This window comes from Streptomyces sp. cg40 (assembly GCF_050320165.1).
Lineage (GTDB): Bacteria > Actinomycetota > Actinomycetes > Streptomycetales > Streptomycetaceae > Streptomyces > Streptomyces hokutonensis.
Window position 1 is genome coordinate 5,365,940 of sequence record NZ_CP190128.1, and the last position, 16,025, is coordinate 5,381,964.

The following is a 16,025-nucleotide window of genomic DNA, read 5'->3' on the forward strand; positions in this document are numbered from 1 at the left end:
GTGCAGCCGCCCACCAGGGACGGAGCGGGTACAGCGTACCGGCATCGGGGGTGGGTGGGTGGCTTGGTCCCACTGAGGCATCCCGTGGAGCTACGTCTGCGCGGCGCCCGAGACGCCGTACCCGGTGAAGTCGTACCCGGTGAAGTCGTAGCCGATGAACTCCCCCACCGATACGAACCCGATGCGTCGATAGAGCGCGTTGCTCGTGGCGTTGGCCGGGTCGGCGAACAGGACGACGTCCGTTGCGCCCGAGGTCAGTGCGGCTTGGCTCACCGCGGTCGTCACGGCGCCCGCGTAGCCGTGACCTCGGAAGTGGGCCGGGGTGTAGACGGGGTCCAACCGGACCATGCCGGCGGTCGGCGAGGTTACGGCCGCCATGGAGGTGGGGGTGCCCTCCGGGGTCTCCCAGAACGTGAAGTGTCTGTCACCGAAGCGGGACGCGGCCCAGTGGCCGGCGTCGATCAGGTCGATGGAGCCGGTCTCTCCGACGTCGACACAGAACTCGCGGCACCAGCGCGCGACTTGCTCGCGGTCCTGCTTGCCTGCTGCTCGGCCGCGGCCTTCCGGGAACGGCTCCGGTGGGGTAGGGGTGCCCAAGCGATAGAGACGGGCGCCCCAGGTGCGTAGCGGTTTCGCGCCCGTGTGCCGTTGCCAGGACTCGGCGAACGCCTCGGCCGTGGCGTGGTCCGCGATGACGCCGGAGAGCGGTTGGCCGAGGGCTGCCAGGTGGGCGGCGAGGGTGTCGGACTGCTCCGGGGTGAGCGAGGTGGGGTTCAGGCGGCTGCGGGCGGATACGCGGTAGAAGGCCGCGTGGACCTCGCCTCCTCGTTCCGTCCAGCCGAACACCGGGGGCTCGGCGCCGGGTGCGTCCGCTCCGCGCCTCCGTACCTTCTCGATCGTCGTGAGTGCCATGGTGTGGTGTGCGGGACGTGAGCGCAGGAAGGCGCCGGCCCGGGCGAGGAATTCGTCGGCGTCGTGGGTCAGGTGCCAGTCGTTCTGTCGCATGGGTCATGGAGTTTCGTGCGGCCGTTGCATCACCCTGTCCACCACACCGCTCGCGGCGACGTACGACCACTGTTCGTACGTCGTCCCGCCCGCCGTCCGCTGATCGCACATGCCGAGGTAGCGGTATGTCTTCGCGTCGAAGACCAGGAGCGGTGAGCGGGACGTTCCCGGTCCGGGTACGAAGCGGATGCCGATGCCCACGCGGCCGTCGGCGTCCTTCTGGCCGGGGACGACCTTGATGCCGGGGACGGTGGCGAGCGCCTCGTAGGCGGCGGAGCGCAGTCCCTTCGGCAGGACGGGCCTGCGGAGCAGGCCGGAGAGGAAGTACTGGACCATCGGCCAGTCGCCGGGCTTCATCGGCTTGCTGTAGTCCGGCTTGCCGCCCATGTCCCGCAGGTCGATCGCCAGTTCGCGCGGATCGGTGGGCATCAGACTGAGCTCGCTCCACTTGCTCGGCGGCCAGGTGCCCTGGCCCGGCCCGTACACCGGGACCCACTGCTTGTGGCCGAGTTCGCTGACGTACGACCTCTTGGAGCCGTCGACCGAGTTCCAGCTCTCGTCGACGTACGTCCGGGTCCGGCCGCCCCCGGCGGGGGTCTCCTTGATGACCTCCTTGGTGTAGATGAACTGGTCGTCGCGTGCGGCGATCGGCTTCTCCAGCCGGCGTTCCTCGGCCGCCGCTCCCTGGAGCACGGTGGTCGCGCTCACCGGCTGGGTGTCGGGCGAGGAGTCGTTGGCGACCAGCACGGTCGTGGCGACCGCCGCCGTCGCGACGCCTGCCACCGCGATCCGCAGGAACGGGCGGCGGCCGACGGCCACGGAGGTGGCGGGGGCGGTCATCGTCTCGTAGAGGCGGAGACGGGCACGCGCGCGTGCGTGGTCGGTGAGCGGGGGCGCTTCCGCGTCCCACTCCTTCAGGAGCTCCATCTCATTCATCGTCGGACTCCTCAACGTCGGATTCCTCTCGGAGAGTTGTCGGATCGGATCCGCCCAATGCGTCGCGCAGTTTTCTGCGGGCCCTGTGCAGCCGTGACCGGACCGTTCCCACCGGTATCTCCAGGGCGCGGGCGACCTCCTCGTAGCCGAGGTCGGCCCAGGCGACCAGCAGCAGTACGTCCCGGTGGCGGGCGGGCAACCGGGCCATGCCCAGGGCCAGTTCGCCGCGTACGGCCTGTGCGCTGACCCGCGCGGCCACCCGGTCGGCGACCGCGTCCTCGGCACCGTCGGCAGGGGTGGCCGACGGCAGCCGGCCGATCGCCTTCAGCCGCCGGGCCTCGGCGCGCCGGTGCCGGCCCACGAGGTTGGTCGCGATGCCGAACAACCACGGGCGGGCGTCGGCCAGTTCCGTGTTGTAGCGGAAGCGCTGCTGGAACGCGATGGTGAACGTCTCCGCCATCAGGTCCTCGGCCACCTCCGGGCCGAGCCGGCGCGCCGCGTAACGGTGCACCGAGTCGGCGTGGCGGTCGAAGAGCGCGGCGAATGCCTCGGGCTCCTGCCAGGACCGCTCGATCACCGAGGCGTCACTCGTCGGGGCGTCGCTGTCCTGCCCCACCCTGACGCCTGGTTCGACGGTCATCGGGGCTCCTCTCGTCCATGCGAATCGTCCGTGCGAACACGCTGATGAAGATTGGGCTTTCACCCGTACTTCGCCGCAGGGAGGAATCCGGTTCCCACGGTGCGCGAGCGCCCGTGAGGGGAGAGGGCGGAAAGCGGCCGGGCCGGGCAGGGGATTCCCTGCCCGGCCCGGCCGGTCGAGTGTCGGACGCTGCGTCAGCTGTCGCCGACCCGGGACCCCAGGGTCAGTTCCGTGGTGTGCTCGGTGCCGCCGCGCTTGTAGGTGATCGTGACCTTGTCGCCCGGCTTGTGGGTCCAGATCTCGCCGATGAGGGTGGGGCCGCTGTCGATCACCGAGTCGTCGAGCTTGGTGATGACGTCGCCGGCCTTGAGGCCCGCCTTGGCGGCGGGGCCGCCGGCCTCGACCGCGGAGGAGCCCGTGGTGATCGTGGCGCCCGCGGTGCTGTCCTCCAGGGAGACGGAGGCGCCGATCTTGGCGTAGACCGGCTTACCGGTCTTGATCAGCTGCTGGGCGACGTATTTCGCCTGGTTGATCGGGATGGCGAAGCCGAGGCCGATCGAGCCGGACTGGCTGCCACCGCTGAGGCCGCCGCTGCTGGTGGACTGGATCGCGGAGTTGATGCCGATGACCGCGCCCTGGGCGTCGAGCAGCGGACCGCCCGAGTTGCCGGGGTTGATCGAGGCGTCGGTCTGCAGGGCGCTCATGTAGGACGCCTTGCTGGTGGAGCTGCCGTCGCTGGAGGCGACCGGGCGGTTCTTGGCGCTGATGATGCCGGTGGTGACCGTGTTGGAAAGGCCGAAGGGGGCGCCGATGGCGATCGTCTCGTCGCCCACGGCGACCTTGTCCGAGTCTCCGAGGGCGAGCGGCTTGAGGTCGGTGGGGGCGTTCTTGAGCTTGATGACCGCCACGTCGTAGCCCTGGGCGTGGCCGACGATCTCGGCGTCGTACTTCTTGCCGTTCGGGAAGGTCGCCGTGAGCTTGCCGCCGTCGACCGCGTCGGCGACGACGTGGTTGTTGGTGACGATGTGGCCCTGGGTGTCGAAGACGAAGCCCGTGCCGGTGCCGCCCTCGCCGCTGGTGCTCTCGGCCTCGATGGTGACCGTGCTGGGCAGGGACTTGGCGGCCACGCCGGCGATGGTGCCCGGGTCGCGCTTCACGGAGGCGCTGCTGCCGGTGTCGGAGGAGACGGTGGTGGAGTTGCTGTCGTCGTTGTCCTTGGCCAGGGTGTAGCCGAGGCCACCGCCCAGGCCGCCCGCGACCAGCGCGGCGATCAGGACGGCGGCGATCAGGCCGCCTCTTCCGCCGCCGGACTTCTTGGGCGCCGGCTGCTGGTACGGGGTGCCCCAGCCGCCCGCGCCGCCGCCGTAACCACCCGCACCGGACGCGCCGTCGCCTCCGTAGCCGTCGCCGCCGTATCCGCCCACGCCCTCGCCGCCGTACGCACCCGCGGCCGTGCCTCCGTCGGCGTACGACGGTGTGGCGGGCGGGGGCGGCCAGGCGGAGTCGGGAGCGGATCCCGTGCTCTCGGGGCCGGGCGTCTGCGGCGCGGCGCCGTACGCGGGCGCGTGCCCGGCGTCGTGCGGGGCGCTCGGAGGCACCGGGGGGAGCTGCGTGGTGGGCGCGCCCCCCTCGGGCGCAGCCGCCTGCGGGGAAGCTGCGGGAGATTCCACCGGCACAGGAGGTGCAGACGGGGCCGGGGGTACCTCAGTGCCCTCGTTCTCGGTGCTCACAGCTCTTCTCCTCGGTCCACGGCTGTTGTTCTCGGAAGCATGCGGTCACACTCGTTCACGCTTGTCGACGGTCCGGCGCGAAACAGCTGTGCTGGTGCTTTTGTATGCCGTCAGCTTTTCCCACCGGACGTCAGGGCACCATAAGCGGTGCCTGTGGGTCCATGGCGATCCTTTATAAGCGGTCATCAGTACCAAAAAGCCGCATACCTACGCCTTTTCGGTTCCACGTGTACCCCTTTGCGGTGGCACCATGACGCGGTGACCCACGCACGGCAGCACCGGATCCAAGTCGTCGCCCACCGCGGAGCCTCCGAAGAGGCCCCTGAACACACCCTCGCCGCCTACAAGAAGGCGATCGAGGACGGCGCGGACGCGCTTGAGTGCGATGTACGACTGACCGCCGACGGCCATCTCGTCTGCGTCCACGACCGACGCGTCAACCGTACGTCGAACGGACGCGGAGCGGTCTCGGCGCTGGAGCTCGCCGATCTGGCCGCCCTCGACTTCGGCTCCTGGAAGGGCCGCGACTCCTGGCGGACCCGGGACGAGGAGCCGGACTGGGAGCACCTTCCGGAGGACCGCGCGGACACCTCCGTACTCACCCTGGAGCGGCTGCTCGAACTCGTCGCGGACGCGGGCCGGCGGGTGGAGCTGGCCATCGAGACGAAGCATCCGACGCGCTGGGCGGGGCAGGTCGAGGAACGGCTGCTGGTGCTCCTGAAGCGCTTCGGGCTGGACGCCCCGGCCTCCGCCGCCGAGTCCCCGGTACGGGTCATGAGTTTCTCGGCGCGCTCTTTGCACCGGGTGCGGGCGGCCTCCCCGACGCTGCCGACGGTCTATCTGTTGCAGTTCCTCTCGCCCCGCCTGAGGGACGGTCGACTTCCGGCCGGTGTCCGGATCGCAGGCCCCTCGATCCGGATCGTGCGTAATCACCCTGCGTACATCGAGCGGCTGAAAAACGCCGGTCATCAGGTGCATGTGTGGACCGTCAACGAGCCAGAGGATGTCGATCTCTGCGTTGACCTGGGCATTGACGCCATCATCACCAACCGGCCGCGGGCTGTTCTGAGCCAGCTCGGCAGGGAACATTAAAGAACCTCATAAAGACCGCCAAACACCCCTTGACCCGGGCACCTCACCTGCACCATCCTCCGAACTCGGCCACACCATCGAAAACAAGCCACCCGATTACAGGGAGTGCTCCGGCGCGTTCGGTCCGTGTTCGATCGTTGCGAATGCGTCACTGAACGTGGATTGGCCGGTTTCCGGTACAGGCCAAGAGGGCATCCACACCGTGGCGTGGGGCGAAGGAGGTCTCGGGGGTGGCGTTGGTGGTGGCACAGGAAGTGCCCACGTCGTCGAGCATGGCCGTGACCCATGGCCCTGCGGGCGTGGGGCAGGCAAGACATCGCATGCGCGACCAGTTGCGCACGGGCGGTGTGTCGGAATCGGTCATCGACGATGCCGTACTGATCCTGTCCGAGCTTCTGAGCAATGCGTGCAAGCACGGCCGGCCGCTGGGCGACGCCCTGGCCGGTGACGGTGACGTCCGCTGCGCCTGGCGCGTGGACACGGGCGGCCGGCTCACGGTCGAGGTGACGGACGGCGGCGGCCCGACCCGCCCGGCTCCGGCCACCCCGTCGGTCACGGCCCACGGCGGGCGCGGCCTGAACATCATCACGGCACTGGCCGACGACTGGGGCGTACGCGACGACACCCTGGGCGAGGTCACGGTGTGGGTCGTCGTGCACGAGGACGTCCATGATCCGGAAGCCGCCCGCCGACGCGACGACTTCGCTACGCGCGTCACGGCCCCGACGGTCTCCGGCACCCGCCTCGGCTACGCGGACGCCTACGAGGACCTGGACTGACGCGCGCCCGCTGCGACGACTGGGACCGAGGCGTCGGCTGCGACGGCTTGGACTGACGCGCCTGCTGCCACAGCTTGGACTCAGGCGTCCGCTGCGACGGCTTGGACTGACGTCCGACATGGCGACTGGGACTTACGTCCGCCGCGCCAACTTGATCCGGCAGGTCCGCTACGACGGCCTGGGCCCGGGCGTCCGCCGACGACCGGGATGACCCGTCCGCCACCACACCCGGAACCGGCCTGTCGACCACGACGACCTGGACCGGCCCCGTCCGCTGCGACGACCTGGACGGACCTGTCCACCACGACACCCCGGACCGACCCGGCCGCTTCGACGACCTGGAGTCACCCACCCGTCCACCGACGACCTGGATCTGCTCGTCCACCACGACGACCCCGACCGACCCGCCCCATCGACGGCCTGGACCGACCCACCGTCCACCGACGACCCGGATCGACTCATCCACTGGTCCACCACGACGACCTGGACCGACCCGTCCGCCACGACGGCAGGAGCGACCGGTCCGCGCAGAGCCGCCGCGTCCGTCCACAGGTGCCGGGTTGTCCACAGGAGGCCCGTGTCACCGGGTTTTCCACAGGCGGGCCCGCCGCCGACCCGTGTCGCCTGGTTGTCCACAGGCTCCCGTCGGTCATGGCGTGAACGGCTAGGCTCCCGCCCGTACGAGACGAGCCGTAACCGGGAGACACCCAGATGGCCAAGAAGCGACCCCAGACCACGGCCAGGCGGCCTCAGCTCAGTGACGCGGAGGTCCCGGTGGTCGGTGCCCGCGAGCCCTGCCCCTGCGGCAGTGGCCGCCGCTACAAGGCGTGCCACGGCCGGGCCGCCGCGCACGCGGTGACCGAGCTGGTGCAGCGGCCCTTCGAGGGCCTGCCCGGCGAGGGCGACTGGGTGGCGCTGCGCGAGCTGGTGCCGGCCGCCACGGTCGCGCTGCCGCTGAAGGGCGGCCTCCCCGAAGGGGTTCCGTCGGTCACGCTCGCCACGGTGCTGCCGATGGCCTGGCCGGCCCTGCGCCGCGACGACGGCTCGGTACTGCTGGGCCTGCAGAACGACACGGCCTCCGGCGACATCAGCCGCGACCTCGCCGACACCCTCCAGCGCGCGCTGGTCGCGGAGCCGGGCACTCCGGTGCAGTCCCGCCGTGCCCCCGCCGACGGCCCGCGGTTGCAGGAACTGCTCGACCCGGAAGGCGCGTTCGAGCCAGTTGTGCACACGGGCTTCGAATTCTGGGTTCCGGAGGCGGAGAACGCGTCGCCCGAGGTGACCGCCTCCCTGGAGCGCGCCAACGCCGCCGCCATCCCGACCGTGAAACTCCAGGGCGTGGACGCCGCGTACTGGTGCGAGACGCCGGACAAGAACCACCTGCGCTGGGTCATGCCGTACCCGGAGGAGCAGCTTCTGGACGCTCTCGCCCGGCTGCACGCGGCCGGCCGCTCCGGTCTCGGTGAGGGCACCCGCCTCGTGGGGTCCTTCCGTGCTCACGGTCTCACCGTGCCCGTCTGGGACCTGCCGAGCGGGTTCGGCGCGGACGACGTGGAGAAGCCGGCCGCCGAGTTCGCCGAGCGCCTCACCGCCGCGCTGGCCACGGACGCCCCGCTCACCGCGGACGAGCGCCGCGCGCGCGGCGGCCTCACCAACCGGCAGGTCACGCTCAGCTGACACACAGCGGAGCGCGGGAGTTCGGCTGACCGACCGGTCAGTCGCAACAGGCTCGTTCACTCCGGTGACTCCTGTCACAACTCCCCGTTGTGAAAGGCAAGTCGGTGTCCGAATAGCCGAGATCGAATTTGCGAACCGCCGATCTCTTGTTACCGTTCGAGTAGCCCGGTTGCTGGTGCATCCCCCGTCGCCAGCAACCGGGTCTTTTCATGCCCGGCCCGCGTGTACGGAACGATGCCGTCCGTCAACTCGCCGTAGGCGCCGAGGAGTTGCTCCCCGAACGCAGCAACAGCGGCCCGCGCCCACCCTGTCCGGCGGCGAACTCCGCGACGGCCGTGTAGGCCCCCGGAGCGCCCTGTGTGTGCTCCCTGGGCGTCTCGCACAGCGAGGGCTCGTCCTCGGCGCTCACGGCGCAGTGCATCTGCACCGTGCGGTCCGCAGGACCCATCAGGCTCAGCACCGCGTCCAGGTCGTCGCCGGTCGCGTTGCGGTAGTAGGTGCGCGCCCAGGTGTCCTCGCCCTGCGTCATGACACAGGTCTGCGCCTCGATGCCGTCGGGCGTGGAGAGTTCGGGTCCGCAGCGGGCGGCGGTGGCCAGCCCCAGGCCGAGCGTCAGCGGGGAGCGGGTGGGCGCGGGCGCCGGCGAGGGCATCGCCGACGGGTCCTTCGCGTCACCGTCGGAGGAGCCGGAGGAGTCGACCAGGGAACGTACGACCGCCTGACCCTCGTCGCGTACGGGTCCCGCGGACGCCACGGCCAGCGGCAGCGCGACCGCGCACACCGCGACGCCCGCGAGGGCGAGCAGACGAAGGTTCATGGTTCGGAAGATAACGACCAACTACGGGCGCCGCGGTCCGCGCGCGCCCGACACCCCTACAACTCGGGGGCGCTCACACCCGTACGAGTGAGGGCCTCGACCACGGCGTCCACCACGGCCTCGACGTCGGGGACCCAGGGCGAGGACGAGCCGGGCAGTGGTGCGCGCTCCCAGCGGATCTGCCCCTGGCCGGTCTCGGAGGGCGGCAGGGCGAGATAGCCGCCCTCCCCGTGGAAGCGGAGTGAGCCGGGGACGTGGTCCTTGGCGTAGAGCAGCTCGCCCAACTGCTCCATGGAGTACGGCTTGACGAGCAGCGACCAGCGGGTGGGCGCGGCGACGACCGGGCCCAGGCGCATGCCCTGGAGGTCGAGCGCGGCGAGCGCCCGGGCGGCCGCGGGAGCGGGCAGGCTGACCGCGCAGGGGGCTTTGTCGCCGGTGGCGAGGACGATGGGCGCGGCGGGGCGGTTGCCCCACCACCAGCGCACCATGCGGGCGTCGGTGGTGGCCGCGAGGAGGCCGGGGTCGAAGGGGTGGGCGCCGGGAACCGTGCACTCGGGGTCCGGACAGCCGCAGCGGGCCCGGCCCTGGGGGTCCGGTGCCACGCCCGGGAGTACGGGCCAATTCCATTCCGTGGCGAAGGTCAGGGCCGCGCCGAGCATCTCAGACCTCCTGTTGTCTCGCCTGGACAGGAGCCTGCGTCGCTTTCCGAGGATCTCGCGCATGAGCGCTCGTTCCTTTCCGTTGCACCGCTGGCAACACCGAGGACCACATCACACCATGTGTCGATCACTTCACTGTGCGTACCTGTTGGCGCATCACACCCCTGCGCGAAGCAAGGGGAACCCGTGCGTGCATGAAAAGCATGGGCGTGGCGTGGGGGTGGCGAAGTCTGGCGTTTTGCCGTCCCGCGTATTTCTCTCCGCCTCCGCCACGGGAGGATGGGGCACGATCGTCGGTGGTTAAGACGCCCGGGTCCCTCACCAGGTTCCGGGCGACCCCCGCCACCCCTGGTCTTCTCCGAGTACGTACCCATCACGACCGCTGTGACGCTCCGTCGAGCAAGCCCAGTCGACCGCAATGGACCGTCCCCTGATGCAGTTTTAAGCCAACTTTGCCAATCCGCAAGGGGAGAGCGAAATGCCCCCGCGAAACCCATGGACACCAGGAATCCCGGCAGGACAATGCTGGACATCCCCTCACGAGTGCGTGTACATGTGGAGACACTGCCAGCGGCGCAGAATGACATGGGGGTTTGCGATGCTTTTGAGCAATACGCACCGGTCGGAAAGCCGGACGCCATGAACGCCCCTCACCCTCCGAAAGTGGCTGGAATCGATTCAACGGTTCCCTCGCCCGCACACACTGTCGCGCCCGCGCCTGCCGCCACCGGTACCCCTCCGGCCCCTTCCCCGAACGTCCAGAATCCGCCGGAAACCGCTCCGAACGCGCCAAGTGCCCTGCTCCAGGACCGTCTCGCCGGCTGGGTCTCCGACCTCACGACCCTCCACGAACTCACGGAACGCCTGACCCGCACGGACGCACTCGCGGACGCACTCCAGGAACTGCTGCGCGCCGGAGCCGCCCTGGTGGGCGCCCGGCGCGGACTCGTCGTCCTGGAACCCGGCGACGGCCTCGGCCCGCACACCACCATCGGCCTGGGCCTGGACCGCTCCGACCTCGGCCACATCGAGACCGTCCCGCGCGGGGCGATGTCCTACGGCCAGCTCCTCGACAGTCCTGCCGGGGCTCCCGGCGGCGAGGGCGGCGAGATCGTCCACGCCGACCTGTTCGCCGAGGACGGCTTCGACCCGCGCCACCGCGAGGTCGCCGTACGCCTCGGCTACGCGGCCAGTTACGCGCTGCCCCTGGCGACCGACGCGGCCGGGCGGCTCGGCGCCGCCGTGTGGCTGTACGACGAGCCCGCCGAGCCGGTCGAGCGGCAGCGCCATCTCGCCGGCCTGTACACCCGTTTCGCCGCCGAGCACCTGGCGCGGCTCCTGGAGGTCGAGCGCACGCGCGCGTGCGTGGCGACCATCGCCGAGGAGCTGCTGCCGTCCCGGCTCCCCCGCGTGGCCGGTGTGCAGCTCGCCGCGCTGCACCGCACGGGTCCGCGCGGCGGCGGCGACTGGTACGACGCGCTGCCGCTGCCCGACGCCGCGCTCGGCCTCGCCGTCGGCTCGGTGACCGGATCCGGGCCGAGCGCGATCGCCGCGATGGGCCGGCTGAGGGCCTCCCTGCGGGCGTACGCGGTGATGGAGGGCGAGGACCCGGTCGCGGTCCTGTCCGACCTCGAACTGCTCCTGAGGCTCACCGAGCCCGCCCGCTCGGCCACCGCCCTGTTCGCCTACTGCGAGCCCGCGCTGCGCAAGATCACCCTGGCCGGGGCGGGACACAGCCCGCCGCTGCTGGTCGGCGAGCGGCGCACGGAGTTCGTCGAGACCTCCGTCTCCGCGCCGCTCGGCATGCTGGCCTGCTGGGAGGCGCCGAGCGTGGAGCTGGAGGCGGAGCCCGGCGAGACGGTTCTGCTCTACACCGACGGGCTGCTGCACCGTACCGGCGACCCCATGGACCGCGCCTTCGCGCGCCTGCACTCGGCGGCGGCGAGCGTCCCCAAGGCGCTGCGCGCCGACCCGGCGGCGATCGCCGACCACGTGCTGCGGACCGTACTGCCGGACGGCCTCGACACGGCCGACAGCGACGAGGACGTCGTCCTCCTGGCGGCCCGTTTCGAGTAGTCGCCCGGACGCCATGTGTAACAGGCCATACGGCCCTGGGCCCCCTTCCGTACGACCGTACGATGGACGGGGTCCAGTGCCGTATCTAGGAGGATGACCGTGGCCGACGAGCTCAACCCGGAGACCCCGGAGACTGAGTCTGGTGAGCCTGAAGAGCCCATCAAGAAGCGGAAGAACGGCCTGTACCCGGGCGTGTCCGACGAGTTGGCCGAGAGCATGAAGTCCGGCTGGGCCGACACCGAGCTGCACGACCTGCGGCCCGTCGAGCAGGCCGGGCACACCGCCCGCCGCCGCGCCGCGCTCTCCGCGCGCTTCCCGGGCGAGCGCCTGGTGATCCCCGCGGGCAACCTGAAGACCCGCTCGAACGACACCGAGTACCCCTTCCGGGCGTCGGTCGAGTACGCGTACCTGACGGGCAACCTCACCGAGGACGGCGTCCTCGTCCTGGAGCCCACCGCCGAGGGCCACAAGGCGACGATCTACCTCCTGCCGCGCTCCGACCGTGAGAACGGCGAGTTCTGGCTCTCCGGCCAGGGCGAGCTGTGGGTCGGCCGCCGCCACTCCCTCACCGAGTCCGAGGCGCTCTACGGCATCCCCGCCTCCGACGTCCGCGCACTGCCGGACGCCCTGCGCGAGGCCACCGGTCCGGTCCGGGTCGTCCGCGGCTACGACGCCGGCATCGAGGCCGCGCTGACCGACAAGGTCACCGCCGAGCGCGACGAGGAGCTGCGGGTCTTCCTCTCCGAGGCCCGCCTCGTCAAGGACGAGTTCGAGATCGCCGAGCTGCAGAAGGCCGTCGACTCGACGGTCCGCGGCTTCGAGGACGTCGTGAAGGTCCTCGACAGGGCCGAGGCGACGAGCGAGCGCTACATCGAGGGCACGTTCTTCCTCCGCGCGCGCGTCGAGGGCAACGACGTCGGCTACGGCTCCATCTGCGCGGCCGGCCCGCACGCGACCACCCTGCACTGGGTGCGCAACGACGGCCCCGTCCGCTCCGGCGACCTGCTCCTCCTGGACGCCGGCGTCGAGACGCACACCCTGTACACCGCCGACGTCACGCGCACACTGCCGATCAACGGCCGCTTCACCGAGATCCAGAAGCAGGTCTACGACGCCGTGTACGAGGCCCAGGAGGCCGGTATCGCGGCCGTGCAGCCGGGCGGCAAGTACCGCGACTTCCACGACGCGGCGCAGCGCGTGCTGGCCGAGAAGATCGTCGAGTGGGGCCTTGTCGAGGGTCCCGTGGAGCGCGTTCTGGAGCTGGGCCTCCAGCGCCGCTGGACGCTGCACGGCACGGGCCACATGCTCGGCATGGACGTCCACGACTGCGCCGCCGCGCGCACCGAGACCTACGTCGAGGGCACGCTGGAGCCCGGCATGGTCCTCACGGTGGAGCCCGGCCTGTACTTCCAGGCGGACGACCTGACCGTCCCCGAGGAGTACCGCGGCATCGGCGTCCGCATCGAGGACGACATCCTGGTCACCGAGAACGGCAACCGGAACCTCTCCGACGGCCTGCCCAGGCGGTCCGACGAGGTCGAGGTGTGGATGGCGTCCCTCAAGGGCTGATACAAGACTGATGGCCGGGTACCGGTGCGGTGCCCGGCCATTGGTGTGCCCGAAGGGGCCTTTTTCATGAACGTGCCTAGGGGGAGGGCTTTTTCGTGAACGACTTCTGGTCCGGTGTCGGGGTCGACCTGCATCTGGAACCCGACCCGGAGGGCGGCCGCCGCGCCGGTCTCGAACGCGCGCTCCGGGACGCCGTACGCGACGGCCGCCTGGCCCCCGGAACCCGCCTCCCGGCCACCAGACGCCTCGCGACCGAACTCGGCGTCTCCAGGGGCACCGCGAAGGCGGCCTACGACCAGCTCGTCGCCGAGGGCTATCTGACCGCCCGCCAGGGCTCCGGCACCCAGGTCGCCCTGCTGCCCTCCGTCGACGCGGAGGCACCGGGCGCGGCGGCACGCGCGCGTGTACCCCGTTTCGACCTGCGCCCCGGCAGCCCGGACGTCGGCGCGTTCCCGGCGGCGGCCTGGCTGCGCGCGCTGCGCCGCGCCATCGCGACGGCACCCTCCCTGGCGTACGACTACGGCGATCCGCGCGGTCGCCTCGAACTGCGCACCGCGCTCTCCGGCTACCTGGGGCGGGCGCGCGGGGTGATCGCGCCCCCGGAGCGGATCGTCGTCACCTCCGGGTACGTCCAGGGGCTCGCGCTCCTCACGCGCGTGCTCGACGGCTCCCAGGTCGCCATGGAGGATCCCGGACTGCCCTTCCACAGGGAGGTGGTCCGGCACAACGGAGGCGACGTCGTCCCCGTAGGGGTCGACGAACGGGGCGTCCGCGCCGAGGGGTTGGGGGACGCGGCGGCCGTGGTGGTCACGCCGGCCCACCAGTACCCGACCGGCGTGACCCTGCACCCGGAGCGCAGACGGGCGCTGACCGACTGGGCACGCGCGCGTGGGGGACTCATCGTCGAGGACGACTACGACGGGGAGTTCCGCTACGACCGGCAGCCCGTGGGCGCGCTCCAGGGGATGGCACCGGGACAGGTCGCGTACCTGGGCACCGCCTCCAAGACGCTCGGGCCCGCGCTGCGGCTCGGCTGGATGGTGCTGCCGCCGCACCTGGTCGACCCGGTCGCCGACGCCAAGCTGCACAGCGATCACCACACCGAGACCATCGGCCAGCTGGCCCTCGCCGAACTGATCGACAGCCATGCCTACGACCGCCACGTGCGCGCGTGCCGGCTGCGCTACCGGCGCCGCCGCGACCAGCTCCTCGACCGGCTGGGGGCGCACAGCAGCGTGCGCGGGATCGCGGCCGGGTTGCACGCGCTGGTGGAGGTCGACGACGAGGAGGCCGTGCTGGCGCGGGCCGAGAAGGAGGGGCTCGCGGTGGGGCGGCTGGGGGAGCACTGGCACACGGCGGAGGCGGACGCGGACCGGCCGCAGGGGCTGGTGGTGGGGTACGGGACGCCTCGGGAGCGCGTGTATCCCGAGGCGTTGGAAGCGTTGGGACGGGTGCTGGACGGGTCCTGAATTGGACCAACAAATAGGCTGGCTATTGGGTCTCACCAGGGATCCACTGCGCGTCTAACGTCAGAGACATGACGAACTCACTCGTCCCACCCGCGGGCCCGCAACGCACCCTCGCGCTCGCCCAGTTGACCAACTCCGTCGGTGACGGCGCCTACTACGTGACCTCGGCGCTGTACTTCACCCGTGTCGTCGGGCTCGCCCCCGCGCGCGTGGGCCTCGGGCTCACCCTCGCGTGGGCCGTGGGTTCGCTGGTGGGCGTACCGCTGGGGCGGCTGGCCGACCGGCGCGGGTCGCGCGGCACGGCGGTGCTGCTGGCGCTGGCGACCGGGCTCGCGGTGGCGTCCTTCCTCGTTGTCCGGGGATTCGTGCCGTTCGTGCTCGCCGCGTGCGCCTACGCCTCCGCGCAGTCGGGGCTCGCGGCGGCCCGGCAGGCGCTGCTGGCGGGGCTGGTGTCCGCCGGGGAGCGGACCGGGCTGCTGGCCCACCTCCAGTCGACGCTGAACGCCGGTCTCGCGGTGGGCGCGGGCCTGGGCGGGCTCGCGCTGCGGGCGGGGACGCGGCCGGCGTACCTCGGGGTGTTCGCGCTGGACGCGGTGAGCTTCCTGGTGTGCGCGGGGTTGCTGCTGCGGCTGCCGTCGGTACCGGGCGTCCAGGTGCGGAGGTCGGGCGGTCCGGGCGTCCTGCGCGACCGCCCGTACGTCGTCGTCACGCTGCTCAACACCGTGCTGCTGCTGCGGATGCCGCTGCTCAGCCTCGGGCTGCCGCTGTGGATCGCCGAGCGGACCGACGCGCCGACCTGGGTGGTGTCCGCGCTGTTCGTGCTCAACACCGGTGCGGTGATGGTCTTCCAGGTGCGGACGGCACGCGGGGTCACGGGGCTCGCGTCGGCCACGCGCGTGGTGCGCCGTTCGGGCTGGGTGATGCTGGCGGCCTGCGCGGCGTTCGCGCTGTCGGCAGGCGCGTCGCCGTGGGTGGCGGTGGGGACGCTGGTGGTCGGGGCGGTGCTCCAGGTGGCCGCCGAGATGGGCCAGTCGGCGGGTTCCTGGCAACTGTCCTTCGCGTTGGCGCCCGTTGACCGGGTGGGCGAGTACCAGGGGTTCTTCGGCACGGGTGTCACGGTGGCCAGGACGATGGGCCCCCTGGTGCTGACGTCCCTCCTCCTGGAGTGGGGCACACCGGGCTGGTTGCTGCTGGGCGGGGCGACACTGGCGGCGTCGTACGCGATGGGGCCGGCGGCTCGGTGGGCGGCGGGTGCGGGTGCGGGTGCGGGTGCGGGTGCGGGTGAAGTTACGGTCAGGCGGCCGGTGTTGGTGAAGTGACCTTCAGACAGTCGGTGTTGGCGAAGTGACCGGAAGCGGCTCTCAGACGGCCCGCGCGCGGGCTGAACCGAAGCGGGTCCCAGACACCCGGAGTTCGCAACCCGGCCGGCACGAGCGCGGTCGCCGGACCGGCCGCGGGCGACGACCGGACAGGCCGTGCCGGCCGGCCGCGCGGCGGCAAGCGGGGCAGCGGCCCGTGCGCGGCACGGCAAGGCCCGACGGACCCTGCCGATGAATTCACCTGCGCGTCTCGGGAC

The 16,025-nt window shown here is 71.5% G+C and carries 13 protein-coding genes; 7 read left to right on the forward strand and 6 right to left on the reverse strand.

What is annotated here, in order from left to right; translation table 11 throughout:
* Positions 1-90: 90 nt before the first annotated feature.
* The 4 genes from ACQHII_RS23885 to ACQHII_RS23900 all read right to left on the reverse strand — a co-directional run bounded on the left by ACQHII_RS23885 (position 91) and on the right by ACQHII_RS23900 (position 4,311).
* Positions 91-1,005, reverse strand: a complete 915-nt coding sequence (locus ACQHII_RS23885) for a GNAT family N-acetyltransferase (protein ID WP_427921212.1) — start codon at positions 1,003-1,005, stop codon at positions 91-93.
* 3 nt (positions 1,006-1,008) lie between these two features.
* Entirely contained in the window at positions 1,009-1,941 is a 933-nt protein-coding gene (locus tag ACQHII_RS23890) for a CU044_5270 family protein (RefSeq protein WP_427921213.1), read from the reverse strand.
* Positions 1,934-2,581, reverse strand: a complete 648-nt coding sequence (locus ACQHII_RS23895) for an RNA polymerase sigma factor (RefSeq protein ID WP_427921214.1) — start codon at positions 2,579-2,581, stop codon at positions 1,934-1,936. Before ACQHII_RS23895 ends, ACQHII_RS23890 begins: the two co-directional genes overlap by 8 nt.
* Positions 2,582-2,775: 194 nt before the next feature.
* Positions 2,776-4,311 carry a S1C family serine protease gene (locus ACQHII_RS23900; protein WP_427921215.1) on the reverse strand — a complete coding sequence of 512 codons (1,536 nt, stop codon included), beginning with the start codon at positions 4,309-4,311 and terminating at the stop codon, positions 2,776-2,778.
* A gap of 258 nt (positions 4,312-4,569) precedes the next feature.
* Here ACQHII_RS23900 and ACQHII_RS23905 point away from each other — a divergent pair, with 258 nt between their 5' ends.
* The 3 genes from ACQHII_RS23905 (at position 4,570) to ACQHII_RS23915 (ending at position 7,859) form a co-directional block, all read left to right on the forward strand.
* A complete protein-coding gene (locus ACQHII_RS23905; protein ID WP_427921216.1) occupies positions 4,570-5,403 on the forward strand; it encodes a glycerophosphodiester phosphodiesterase in 834 nt (277 codons plus the stop codon).
* 230 nt (positions 5,404-5,633) lie between these two features.
* On the forward strand, positions 5,634-6,182 hold the full coding sequence (locus ACQHII_RS23910) for an ATP-binding protein (RefSeq protein WP_427921217.1): 549 nt from the start codon (positions 5,634-5,636) through the stop codon (positions 6,180-6,182).
* A 711-nt stretch (positions 6,183-6,893) separates the two neighbouring features.
* Positions 6,894-7,859, forward strand: coding sequence for a DUF5926 family protein (locus ACQHII_RS23915; protein WP_427921218.1), 966 nt, complete (start codon positions 6,894-6,896; stop codon positions 7,857-7,859).
* Positions 7,860-8,103: 244 nt separating this feature from the next.
* On the opposite strand, the gene ACQHII_RS23920 is transcribed toward ACQHII_RS23915, so the two are convergent.
* Both ACQHII_RS23920 and ACQHII_RS23925 read right to left on the reverse strand, forming a co-directional pair.
* The gene (locus ACQHII_RS23920) at positions 8,104-8,676 is read right to left on the reverse strand and encodes a hypothetical protein (RefSeq protein ID WP_427921219.1); all 573 of its coding nucleotides are present in this window, start codon (positions 8,674-8,676) and stop codon (positions 8,104-8,106) included.
* Positions 8,677-8,732: 56 nt separating this feature from the next.
* Positions 8,733-9,398 carry a bifunctional DNA primase/polymerase gene (locus ACQHII_RS23925; protein WP_427921220.1) on the reverse strand — a complete coding sequence of 222 codons (666 nt, stop codon included), beginning with the start codon at positions 9,396-9,398 and terminating at the stop codon, positions 8,733-8,735.
* Between the two features lie 459 nt (positions 9,399-9,857).
* Between ACQHII_RS23925 and ACQHII_RS23930 the strand changes: the two genes are divergently transcribed.
* The 4 genes from ACQHII_RS23930 to ACQHII_RS23945 all read left to right on the forward strand — a co-directional run bounded on the left by ACQHII_RS23930 (position 9,858) and on the right by ACQHII_RS23945 (position 15,768).
* Positions 9,858-11,411, forward strand: a complete 1,554-nt coding sequence (locus ACQHII_RS23930) for a SpoIIE family protein phosphatase (protein WP_427921221.1) — start codon at positions 9,858-9,860, stop codon at positions 11,409-11,411.
* Positions 11,412-11,504: 93 nt separating this feature from the next.
* Positions 11,505-12,980 (forward strand): aminopeptidase P family protein, encoded by a 1,476-nt coding sequence (locus ACQHII_RS23935; RefSeq protein ID WP_427921222.1) that lies wholly within the window; start codon positions 11,505-11,507, stop codon positions 12,978-12,980.
* Positions 12,981-13,075: 95 nt separating this feature from the next.
* The gene (locus ACQHII_RS23940) at positions 13,076-14,449 is read left to right on the forward strand and encodes a PLP-dependent aminotransferase family protein (protein ID WP_427921223.1); all 1,374 of its coding nucleotides are present in this window, start codon (positions 13,076-13,078) and stop codon (positions 14,447-14,449) included.
* A gap of 68 nt (positions 14,450-14,517) precedes the next feature.
* The gene (locus ACQHII_RS23945; RefSeq protein WP_427921225.1) at positions 14,518-15,768 is read left to right on the forward strand and encodes an MFS transporter; all 1,251 of its coding nucleotides are present in this window, start codon (positions 14,518-14,520) and stop codon (positions 15,766-15,768) included.
* Positions 15,769-16,025: the final 257 nt, after the last annotated feature.

Bases quoted from the DNA above. Each gene is read 5' to 3' on its own strand.
- ACQHII_RS23885 (WP_427921212.1), bottom strand. From the start codon at position 1,005: ATGCGACAGAACGACTGGCACCTGACCCACGACGCCGACGAATTCCTC.
- ACQHII_RS23890 (WP_427921213.1), bottom strand. From the start codon at position 1,941: ATGAATGAGATGGAGCTCCTGAAGGAGTGGGACGCGGAAGCGCCCCCG.
- ACQHII_RS23895 (WP_427921214.1), bottom strand. From the start codon at position 2,581: ATGACCGTCGAACCAGGCGTCAGGGTGGGGCAGGACAGCGACGCCCCG.
- ACQHII_RS23915 (WP_427921218.1), top strand. From the start codon at position 6,894: ATGGCCAAGAAGCGACCCCAGACCACGGCCAGGCGGCCTCAGCTCAGT.
- ACQHII_RS23920 (WP_427921219.1), bottom strand. From the start codon at position 8,676: ATGAACCTTCGTCTGCTCGCCCTCGCGGGCGTCGCGGTGTGCGCGGTC.
- ACQHII_RS23925 (WP_427921220.1), bottom strand. From the start codon at position 9,398: ATGCGCGAGATCCTCGGAAAGCGACGCAGGCTCCTGTCCAGGCGAGAC.
- ACQHII_RS23930 (WP_427921221.1), top strand. From the start codon at position 9,858: ATGCTGGACATCCCCTCACGAGTGCGTGTACATGTGGAGACACTGCCA.
- ACQHII_RS23935 (WP_427921222.1), top strand. From the start codon at position 11,505: ATGACCGTGGCCGACGAGCTCAACCCGGAGACCCCGGAGACTGAGTCT.
- ACQHII_RS23945 (WP_427921225.1), top strand. From the start codon at position 14,518: ATGACGAACTCACTCGTCCCACCCGCGGGCCCGCAACGCACCCTCGCG.